The 10,443-nt window shown below is 72.7% G+C and carries 9 protein-coding genes; 8 read left to right on the forward strand and 1 reads right to left on the reverse strand.

Features of this window, described 5'->3' with window-relative positions; translation table 11 throughout:
* Positions 1–253: 253 nt before the first annotated feature.
* From ABT084_RS37080 to ABT084_RS37105, 6 genes are all read left to right on the forward strand, one after another.
* Positions 254–1,993: an N-acyl-D-amino-acid deacylase family protein gene (locus ABT084_RS37080; RefSeq protein WP_351054029.1), complete on the forward strand. Its 1,740-nt coding sequence runs from the start codon at positions 254–256 to the stop codon at positions 1,991–1,993.
* On the forward strand, positions 1,990–3,462 hold the full coding sequence (locus ABT084_RS37085; RefSeq protein ID WP_351054031.1) for an aldehyde dehydrogenase family protein: 1,473 nt from the start codon (positions 1,990–1,992) through the stop codon (positions 3,460–3,462). The genes ABT084_RS37080 and ABT084_RS37085 overlap by 4 nt, the downstream gene beginning before the upstream one ends.
* A 266-nt stretch (positions 3,463–3,728) precedes the next feature.
* The gene (locus ABT084_RS37090; RefSeq protein ID WP_351054033.1) at positions 3,729–5,288 is read left to right on the forward strand and encodes an APC family permease; all 1,560 of its coding nucleotides are present in this window, start codon (positions 3,729–3,731) and stop codon (positions 5,286–5,288) included.
* Between the two features lie 140 nt (positions 5,289–5,428).
* Complete coding sequence (locus tag ABT084_RS37095; protein ID WP_351054036.1) at positions 5,429–6,343, forward strand: NAD(P)/FAD-dependent oxidoreductase; 915 nt, start codon at positions 5,429–5,431, stop codon at positions 6,341–6,343.
* Between the two features lie 10 nt (positions 6,344–6,353).
* Complete coding sequence (locus ABT084_RS37100) at positions 6,354–7,292, forward strand: sigma-70 family RNA polymerase sigma factor (RefSeq protein ID WP_351054039.1); 939 nt, start codon at positions 6,354–6,356, stop codon at positions 7,290–7,292.
* A 116-nt stretch (positions 7,293–7,408) separates the two neighbouring features.
* A complete protein-coding gene (locus ABT084_RS37105; RefSeq protein ID WP_351054040.1) occupies positions 7,409–7,711 on the forward strand; it encodes a hypothetical protein in 303 nt (100 codons plus the stop codon).
* Between the two features lie 151 nt (positions 7,712–7,862).
* Here ABT084_RS37105 and ABT084_RS37110 read toward each other — a convergent pair whose 3' ends face one another.
* Positions 7,863–8,300, reverse strand: coding sequence for a GNAT family N-acetyltransferase (locus tag ABT084_RS37110; RefSeq protein ID WP_351054043.1), 438 nt, complete (start codon positions 8,298–8,300; stop codon positions 7,863–7,865).
* Between the two features lie 58 nt (positions 8,301–8,358).
* On the opposite strand from ABT084_RS37110, the gene ABT084_RS37115 reads away from it, so the two are divergent.
* Both ABT084_RS37115 and ABT084_RS37120 read left to right on the forward strand, forming a co-directional pair.
* On the forward strand, positions 8,359–9,435 hold the full coding sequence (locus ABT084_RS37115) for a DNA polymerase III subunit beta family protein (protein WP_351054046.1): 1,077 nt from the start codon (positions 8,359–8,361) through the stop codon (positions 9,433–9,435).
* 311 nt (positions 9,436–9,746) lie between these two features.
* Positions 9,747–10,262 carry a carboxymuconolactone decarboxylase family protein gene (locus ABT084_RS37120; protein WP_351054048.1) on the forward strand — a complete coding sequence of 172 codons (516 nt, stop codon included), beginning with the start codon at positions 9,747–9,749 and terminating at the stop codon, positions 10,260–10,262.
* Positions 10,263–10,443 lie beyond the last annotated feature (181 nt).

Raw genomic sequence — 10,443 nt, forward strand, 5'->3', positions numbered from 1 at the left:
TCAAACGCCGGCGGGGCTGGGGGTGGCCCGGCGGGCTGGGGGTGGCCCGGCGGGGCCGGGGGCGGGTCGCGAGCCGGGGGTGGCCCGCAGCCCCGGGGCGCCGCCCCGGGCCCCGCGCCTCAAGCGTCGGCGGGGCTGAAATGGCCGGGCCGAACCGGGACCGAGCAGCGGAGGCCGGGCCGCCGCCCAGGCCTACCCCCCGCCCCCCGGAAGGGCCGGCCCGGATCGTTAGCGACCAGGAGAGGAATCCGCCATGCTCGACCATCTCATCCGCGGCGCGACCGTCGTGGACGGGACCGGCGCGCCCGCCTACACCGCCGACGTCGGCCTGCGTGACGGACGGATCGCCGTCATCGCCGAGCCCGGCCGCGTCACGGAGGCGGCCAGGACCAGCGAGGACGCCCACGGCCTCGTCCTCACCCCCGGGTTCATCGACCCGCACACGCACTACGACGCCCAGCTCTTCTGGGACCCGTACGCCACCCCCTCCATGAACCACGGCGTCACCACCGTCGCCGGCGGCAACTGCGGCTTCACCCTGGCCCCGCTCCACCCGGACCGCCCCGAGGACGCCGACTACACGCGCCGCATGATGAGCAAGGTCGAGGGCATGGCCCTCAAGGCCCTGGAGGAGGGCGTCGACTGGACCTGGTCGAGCTTCGGCGAGTACCTCGACGCCCTCGACGGCCGGATCGCCGTCAACGCGGGCTTCATGGTCGGCCACTGCGCCCTGCGCCGCCACGTCATGGGCGAGGACGCCGTCGGGGGCCAGCCCACCCCCGAGCAGATGCGGCAGATGCTGGACCTCTTCCACGACGCGATGAACGCGGGCGCGTGGGGCCTGTCCACCACCCAGTCCTCCACCCACTCCGACGGCGCCGGCGCCCCCGTCGCCTCCCGGCACGCGAAGCCCGCCGAACTCCTCGCGCTCTCCCGCGCGGTGGCCGAGCACGAGGGCACCCAGCTGGAGGCGATCGTCGCGGGCTGCCTGGACCAGTTCGCGGACGAGGAGATCGACCTCTTCGTCGAGATGAGCGCGGCCGCCGGACGCCCCCTGAACTGGAACGTGCTGACCATCGACGCCGCCGTCCCCGAACGCGTGCCGCGTCAGCTCGTACCGAGCGAGCGCGCCCGCAAGGCGGGCGGCAGGATCGTCGCGCTCACCATGCCGATCCTGACCCCGATGAACATGTCGCTCGGCACCTTCTGCGCGCTCAACCTGATCCCCGGCTGGGGCGAGATCCTCGGCCTGCCCGTGCCCGAGCGGATCGCGAAGCTGCGCGACGCCGACGTGCGCGCCGAGATGCTGCGCCGCGCCGACAGCAAGGAGGCCGGGGTCTTCCGGCGCCTCGCGGACTTCGGGCGCTACGTCATCGGTGACACCTACACCAAGGAGAACGACGGCCTCTCGGGCCGCGTCGCGGGCGACATCGCGGCCGAGCGAGGCCAGGACCCCTTCCACTGCCTCGTGGAGATCTGCGCGGCCGACGACCTGCGCACCGTGCTCTGGCCGATGCCCACCGACAACGACCCGGCGAGCTGGGCGCTGCGCCAGGAGACCTGGCAGCACGAGGACGTGATGCTGGGCGGCTCGGACGCCGGCGCGCACCTGGACCGGATGTGCGGAGCGCCGTACACGACCCGCTTCCTCGGGGACTGTCTGCGCGGGCGCAAGCTGGTGCCGCTGGAGCAGGCGGTACGGATGCTGACGGACGACCCGGCCCAGCTGTTCGGGCTGCGCGACCGGGGCCGGATCGCCGAGGGCTGGCACGCGGACCTGGTGCTCTTCGACCCGGAGCGGATCGAGGCCGGGCCCGCGACGCTGGTGCACGACCTGCCGGGCGACAGCCCGCGGCTGGACTCGCGGGCGATCGGCATCGTGTCCGTCCGGGTCAATGGTGTGGAGACGATCCGCGACGACGCGGTGACGGGGGCCATTCCGGGGATCGTGCTCCGGTCGGGCCGGGACACGAGGACGGTGAGCACGCGGTGAGTGCCCAGGCATCCCAGCGGCTGTACATCGGCGGTGAGTGGGTCGAGCCCGCCGGCGGCCACTACGAGGTGATCAACCCGGCCGACGAATCGGTGGTCGGGCTCGCCCCCGAGGCCACCCGCGGCCAGGTCGAGGAGGCCGCCCGGGCCGCGGCGGCGGCCTTCGAGGGCTGGTCCCGTACGCCGCCCGAGGCGCGCGCCGCCGTTTTGGACCGGGCGGCCGACATCATGCAGCGCGAGTACGAGCCGTGGGCCGCCCTGGCCCAGGCGGAGACGGGCGCCCCGACCGGCATCGCGCGCGGTATGCAGGTCGGCGTCGGGGTGGCCCGCTTCCGGCGCTACGCGAAGGGCGCGTTGGAACCGGTGGAGCGCGGGCTGCCGCCGCAGGTCACCGAGGCCGGGCCGATGGGGAGGGCGAGCATCCTGGGCGCGCTGGAAGTGCGTCAGCCGGTGGGCGTGGTCACCTGCATCACCTCGTACAACAACCCGTGGGCGAACCCGGCGGGCAAGGTGGCCCCGGCCCTGGCCATGGGCAACACGGTGGTGGTCAAGCCCGCCCCGCAGGACCCCCTGTCGGTCTTCCGGATGGCCGACGCCCTGCACGAGGCGGGCGTCCCGGCGGGCGTGGTCAACGTCGTCTGCGGGACCTCGGTGGAGGTCGGCGAGGCGGCCGTGGACTCCCCGGACGTGGACATGGTGTCCTTCACCGGCTCCACGGGCGTCGGGCAGCGCATCGCCGAGGTGTGCGGGCGGACCATGAAGCGGCAGCTGATGGAACTGGGCGGCAAGGGCGCCGCGATCGTGCTGGAGGACGCCGATCTCGACTCGGCGGTGAGCGGGATCGGCACCACCTTCTCCTTCTACTCGGGTCAGATCTGCACCGCCCCGACCCGGGTGATCGTGCACCGGTCGGTGTACGCGGAGCTGGTCGAGAAGCTCACCGGGTACCTGGCCTTCATGAAGGTCGGAGACCCGGGCGCCCGCGGCACCGTGGTCGGTCCGGTGATCTCGGAGGCGCACCGCGACCGGGTGGAGTCGTACGTCGAACTGGGCCGGAAGGAGGGCGCGCGGATCGCGTACGGCGGCGAGCGCCCGGTGGTCGGGACGGGCCGCGGCTTCTACGTGGCGCCGACCCTGCTGGTGGACTGCACGAACGACATGCGGGTGGTCCGGGAGGAGATCTTCGGTCCGGTCGTGGTGGTCGTGCCCTTCGACGGCGGGGAGGAGGAGGCGGTGGCGCTGGCCAACGACAGCGACTTCGGGCTGCTGTCCTACGTCTGGTCCGGGGACTCGGCGCGCGCCTTCCGCGTCGCGAAGCGACTGCGCGCGGGCGGGGTCGGGATCAACACCATCGGCCGGAACATGGAGGCGCCGTTCGGCGGCTTCAAACGCTCGGGCGTCGGACGCGACGTCGGCTCGTACGCCCTGCACGCGTACAGCGAGATCCAGTCGATCGTCTGGCCGGGCTGACCCCGGAGGCGGCCACGTCCCGGAAAATCCGCACGGGAAATCCGCACGGGAAAGTTTTGAATCGGGCATAACGGACAAGGCTGCGGTTTCCGCATTCCGGAAGGTTCGGCTCATTGCCTTGCGAAGGGCGAATGGTTGCCTGAATGAACCTTGCGATATGAGGGTGCATGCTCCATTGGTCGCGGGATTCCAAGGTAGTTGGATCTCTGGATTACCGGACTGAAACCCTCCGGATAAGGAAACCGCAGCGTCTAACGTCCCTACTCATGACACAGCTGGACGTTCGGCCGCGGGCCGCAGACACGGTGAGCGGCCCCCCCGAGGACGGCGTACGCGGCAAGGGTCTCGGCAAGGGCTCCGTCGGCCTCCTCGGCAGCGCCGTCATCGGCATCTCCACCGTCGCCCCGGTCTACTGCCTGACCTCCACCCTCGGCTCCACCGCCGGTGAGGTCGGCGTCCAGATGCCCGCCGTGTTCCTGGCCGGGTTCCTGCCCATGCTGCTCGTCGCCTTCGCCTACCGCGAGCTGAACAAGGCGATGCCCGACTGCGGCACCTCCTTCACCTGGACCGTCAAGGCCTTCGGGCCGCGCGTCGGCTGGATGTGCGGCTGGGGCCTGGTGATCGCCACGATCATCGTGCTCTCCAACCTGGCCGGCGTCGCCACCTCCTACTTCTGGCTCCTCGCCGGCGAGATCACCGGCAATCCGGCCATCGCTGCCCTGGACGACGACCAACTCGTCCACATCGCGACCTGCCTCAGCCTGATCGCCGTCGCCACCGCGATCAGCTACCGCGGGATGACCGCCACCAAGGGCATCCAGTACACCCTGGTCGGCCTCCAGCTCGTCGTGCTCGCCGTCTTCGTCGCCATGGCCTTCCAGAAGGCCTCCGCCGGGACCTTCGACACCGGGCTCGACTTCTCCTGGCAGTGGATGAACCCGTTCGCCGTCGGGTCCATGGCCTCCTTCACCGCCGGGCTCTCCCTCTCGATCTTCATGTACTGGGGCTGGGACGCCTGCCTGGCCACCAACGAGGAGACCACCGGCTCCGCCAAGACCCCCGGCCGCGCCTCGCTCATCGCGATGACCGTCCTGGTCGGCTCGTACCTGGCCACCGGCATCGTCGCCCAGATGGCCGTCGGCTCCGGCGACAAGGGCTTCGGCCTCGGCAACCCCGAGACCTCCGGCAACGTCTTCGCCGCCCTGGCCGGCCCGGTCATGGGCCCCGGCCTCGGCGTCCTCCTCTTCATCGCGGTCCTCGCTTCGGCGACGGCCTCCCTGCAGACGACCTTCATCCCGGTCGCCCGCACGGTGCTGGCCATGGCGACGTACGAGGCGCTGCCGCCCTCGTACGCGAAGGTCCACCCGAAGTTCAAGACCCCGGGCCGCGCCACCGTCATGGCGGGCGCCGCGACCGGCACCTTCTACACCGTGATGACCCTGATCAGCGAGAACGTCCTCACCGACACGATCTTCGCGCTCGGCCTGATGATCTGCTTCTACTACTCCCTGACGGCCTTCGCCTGCGCCTGGTACTTCCGCGCGGAGCTGCGCCGCTCGGCGCGCGACCTGCTGTTCAAGGGCGTCTTCCCGGTGGCGGGCGGGCTGCTCCTGGCCACCGTCTTCTGCAAGACCCTGATCGACATGTGGAACCCCACCTACGGCTCCGGCTCCACGGTCTTCGGCGTCGGCAGCGTGTTCGTCATCGGCGTGGGCCTGCTGCTCCTGGGCCTGGTCATCATGGCCGCCACCGAACGCCGCAGCCCGGCCTTCTTCCGCGGCCGCGTCCTGACCAGGGCGACCCCGGCCCTGGTGGTCAACGACTGAGCCCACCGGCCGGCTCCGTCTGTCCGGGCGTCCGTCACGACACCCCGCGCGGCGCCGTGACCCACGTCACATCCGACTCCTGTCAGCAATCGGAGCGCCGTCCCGTTCAAGGGGCACGCGAACGAGACAGGAGCACCGCCATGAAGCACCGCATCGTCGTACTCGGCGCCGGATACGCAGGGGCCTTCGCCGCCGGAAGCCTGGCCCGCAGGCTCTCCCCGGCCGACACCGAGATCACCGTCGTCAACGCCGATCCCGACTTCGTCGAGCGCCTGGACGCCCTGGGCGAGGGCGCCGCCGTGCTGGTCGTCGGGGAGGGGCTGACCGGCATCGAGACCGCCACCGAGCTCGCCGAATCCCGCCCCGGCCTCTCGGTCGCGCTCGCCGCCCGCGGTGAACTGGGCGCCCGGCTCGCCCCCAAGGCCCGCCGCCACCTGTGCCAGGCCTTCGACCGGCTGGGCATCACCGTCCACGAGCACACCGCCATCGAAGCCGTCGAGCCGACGCGGGCGATCGTCGACCGCGTCACCGGGGCGTCCGTACCGGCGGACGTGACCGTGTGGTCGGCCGGATTCGCCGTCCACCCCATCGCGGCCGCCAGCGGCCTGGAGGTCGCCGCGACCGGTCGGATCGTCGTCGACGCGACCATGCGCTCGGTCTCGCACCCGGACGTCTACGCCGCCGGTGACTGCGCCTACGCGATCGGGGCGAACGGTCTGCCCCTGCCCATGTCCTGCGCCTCGGCCGGCCTCACCACCATGCGGGCGACGGCCGCGATCGTCGCGCGCCTGACGGGCGGCGAGGTCCCGCGTGCCGAGCTGAAGTACCACGGCAACCACATCAGCCTCGGGCGGCGGGACGCGATCTTCCAGATGGTGGACGGGGACGCCCGGTCGAAGTCCTGGTACCTGGGCGGCCGGACCGCCTCGCGGCTCAAGTCGGCCGTGCTCAAGGGAGCCGGGTGGGGCATCGACCACCCGACCTTCGGCGTGCCGAAGCGCCGGCGCCGCCTGGCCGCCGCGGCCGACGGGCCCGCCGTGCCGGCCGCCGCATAGCGTGTGGCGCATGGACAGCATCGCCATCGACCGGTTCGAGGCCAGCCGGAACCGGCTGGCCTCGCTCGCGTACCGTCTGCTCGGCTCGGCCGCCGACGCCGAGGACGCCGTGCAGGACACGTTCCTGCGCTGGCAGGCCGCGGACCGCGAACGGGTCGAGGTGCCGGAAGCGTGGCTGACCAAGGTCGCCACCAACCTCTGCCTCGACCGGCTCCGCTCGGCGCGGGCGCGCCACGAGCGCACGGCGGGTGCCTGGCTGCCCGAGCCCCTGCTGGAGGGCGACCCGATGCTCGGCCCGGCCGACACATTCGAGCAGCGCGAATCGGTGTCCTTGGCCGTCCTGACCCTCATGGAGCGCCTCTCGCCGGTCGAGCGGGCCGCTTACGTCCTGCGCGAGGCCTTCTCGTACGCCCACGCCGAGATCGGCGCGATCCTCGACATCACCGAGTCCGCGAGTGCGCAGCACGTCCACCGGGCCCGACGCCGGGTCACCGCCGAGCGCCGCGGCGGCGCCGAGGTGGATCCCGCGTCCGCGCGCCGGATCGTCGAGGAGTTCCTGGCCGCCGCCATGTCGGGGCGCACCGAACGGCTGGTGGCGATGCTCACCGCCGACGTGACCGCGCTCTCGGACGGCAACGGGCTGGCCAGGCGCCTGCTGCGGTTCACGACACCCGAACGCGTCGCCTCGTACGTGCGGGCCGGTTTCAAGCCCACGGAGGCGAAGCGGCGGCTGGCCGGCGGCTCGCCCGTCTTCCACCTCGCGCGGGTCAACGGCTCCCCGGCCGTCCTCGCCGTCATCGAGGACCGGGTGGTGGGCGCCGTGACGTTCGAGGTCAGCGACGGGAAGATCGCGTCCCTGCGCGGTATCGCCGCCGCGGACCGGATCGCGCGCCTGGGCGCGGCCTGGCGCCGGTACGAGCCCGACGCGCCGGTCATCAGCGCTTGGTGAGCCGAGACACCGGAACCCCGGCCCGGGTCAGCGGAACCCCGGCCCGGGGCACCGGAATCCTGACCCCAGCCACCGGAATCCGGTGACCCGGGGGCTCCGGGGTCGTTGGGCCGGGCATGAACGCCATGAAACGCACCCTCGCCGCCCTGGTCCTCTCCGGCGGCGCCGCCCTCGCCCTCACCCCCGGGCTCGCCCAGGCCGCCGACCAGAGCCCGCCGCAGGGGACGCCGCTCACCACGCGGGTCGGCGAGATCGTCGACAACCCGAGCGGGACGGTCAAGGACGCCAAGACCGCCGTCGGCGTGGCCGCCGGAGTCGCCAAGACCTCGGCCCACGCCACCGACAGCTCCCTCGCGGGGACGGGCACGGCGCTGGACACCGGCCTGCCGAAGGCCCCCAAGGTGGGCGCCCAGGGCTGAGCCGGGCATCAGGTCAACCGGAAAACCGGTCGACCGGTCGCGCCGGCCCGGCGGTGACCAGGACCAGCGAGCTCTCCCGCGCCGCCGCGTCCCGGTGGGCGGCGTCCGACGCGGAGACGGCCCGGACCGCGTAGCGCCCCGTCCGCGAGCGCTACGCGGTCCCGGCCGTCTCCGCGTCGAGCGGTTTGATGAAGTAGATGTCCTCGTGCGGAGACGGGATGCCGGGGATGCGGGCGGTCTCGCGGTAGCCGTGGGCGGCGTAGAAGGCGGGCGCCTGGAAGCTGTACGTCGACACCGTGATCGTGCGGCAGCCCCGGCGGTGGGCCTCGGCCTCGGCGGCGGCCAGCAGCTTGCCGCCCCAGCCCTCGTGGCGGTGTGCGTGGTCGACCCAGAGGAGTTCGATACCGGCGCAGTCGCCCCAGGTCCAGGCGGTGAGGCCGCCGACCAGGGCGCCGTCCGGGGCGCTGACCCGGACCGTGAAGTCGCCGCGGTCGTGCCCTCCGGCCGCCCGGGTGTTGAAGGCCGTCAGCTCTTCTCCGAGGCGTTCCGCCAGTTCGGTGTCGGGGCCGTTGATGTGGAGACTCGTCATGCGCCCAGTGTGCGGGCCGCTTGACCCTCGACCTGGTGGAGGTCTCAGAGTCGTGGACGTGGAGAGCGAGATGCGCAGCATCGGCGAGATGGGCCGGGACAGCGGACTGGGCGTGAGCGCGCTCCGGTTCTACGACCGGGCGGCCGTACTGGTGCCCGCCCGGGTGGATCCGGCGACCGGATACCGGTGGTACGGGCCCGAACAGCTCGGCGAGGCGCGGCTGCTGGCCCGGCTGCGGCGGGCCGGGATGCCGATCGCGGACATCCGGCTGGTGCTGGCGGGCTGGTCCGGCGGTGACACCGGCCTGGTGCCCCGGCTGCTCGACGGCCATCTGCGGCGGCTGGAGAGCGGCCTGGCGGATGCGCGCACCGAGTTCTCCGCGGTACGAGCCCTACTCGCGCACAAGGAGACCACCATGACCACCACCACCGTCACCGCCCGCCTGACCGTGCCCGCCGCGGAGTTCGCGGCCGCCCTCGACGCCGTCCGCTTCGCCGCCGGGCGCGACCCCGAGCTGCCGGGGCTCGGCGGGGTCCTGTTCGACATCGAGGACCAGGAGCTGCATGTCGTGGCGACCGACCGCTACCGGATGGCCATCGCCCGCGCCGCCACCACCGGCCACGGCGGCGCCCGGGTCCGGGTGACCGTGCCCACCCCGCTCGTCGACGCGATGCGCGCCCTGCTGGCCGACAGCACCGCCCCCGCCCGGCTCACCGTGGCGGGGGACCGGGTGGAGCTGGAAACCCAGGACCGCGAGGTCGCCGGGCTGGGGCTCGGCGAGGACTACCCCGACTACCGCCGCCTGACCCGGCTCCCCGAGGGCCGCCGCATCCCCCTCGACGTCCCGGCCCTGCGTCGGGCCCTCGCCGACCACGACGAGGACGTGTGCACCCTGGTCCTGACCGACACGGTGACCGTCGCGGGGGGCGCCGGGGCCGGCGAGCGCGGTGGCGAGCACGACTCCCCGGGCGACCGGGTGGGTGTCAACCCCGCCTTCCTCCTGGACGCCCTGGACGCCCTGGCCGCCGACGAACTCCTCCTGGAGTACGTCGGCCCCAAGGCCCCCCTCGTGATCCTGCACCCCGGCACCGAGGACAGCTTCTCGCTCCTGATGCCGGTCAGCCTGGACGCGTGACCCGGGGCGTGCCCCTGGGGGAGCGGAGGGCGGGGCTCCGGGTCCCGTCAGGGTGATCACCCATGGGCAACCACCCTCCTGGCCAGCAGAGTTGGCGTCGTCGCGGAAAGCCCACGCCTCTCCTGGAGCCCCCATGCGTACGTTCCGCGCCTCCGCGACCTCCGCGAACCTCCGCGACCTCCTGTCCCGGCTCCCGGACGACGTCACCGAACCGGTCACATGCGTTCTTCGGGATCCGTCATAGGTGTGCAGGCAGCAACGCGAGGGCGCCGAAACGAAGCGCCCCGAGGCGAAGGTGAAGGAGAACTGCCATGGACGCTCGTCCGACCGTCACGAAGACCCTGACCGAGCAGACCGTCGGTTCGCGGATGTCCGACCCGACGGAGCTGATCCCGGAGCTGGCGACCATCGGGGGCGCGCTGTACAAGGCGACGGGCAACCGGTCGGTGCCGCGCACCACGATGGGGCTGATCCACCTGAGGGCGGGCCAGATCGTCGGCAACACCTACCTGACGCTCATGCACTCGAGCCTGCTGCGCAAGGCGGGCGAGTCCGAGGAGCGCATCGCGGCCGTGGCGTCCTGGAGGGACGCGACACTCTTCACCGAGGCCGAGCGGCTGGCGCTGGAACTGGTGGAGGCCGTGATCCTCCCGAACCCCCAGGGAGAGCGCGTCTCCGACGAGCTGTACGCACGGGTGGCCAAGCAGTACGACCCGAAGGCACTGGCGACCCTGACGGTCGCGATCGGCCAGGTGAACTTCTTCACCGCCCTGGCGGTGGTGGGCAAGCCACTGGCGGGCCGAGCCCCTGCGGAGCAGTGGACGTGAGCAACCCGGCTTTGCCGAACCCGGCTTCGCCGGGCGCGGCTTCGCCGCGAAGGCCCGCGCTTCGAGCGTCCGGGGTCGGGGAGGTGCCCGGGGGCTGCCCGCCAGTTCAACTGTCTCTTCGTGCCGAGCCGCACTGTCAAGGGCGCTCCCTGCGGTCGCGTCGCTGCGCGATGGCCTGCGG

It is taken from the genome of Streptomyces sp. NPDC002138 (assembly GCF_040296485.1).
In the GTDB taxonomy this organism is placed as follows: Bacteria; Actinomycetota; Actinomycetes; order Streptomycetales; family Streptomycetaceae; genus Streptomyces.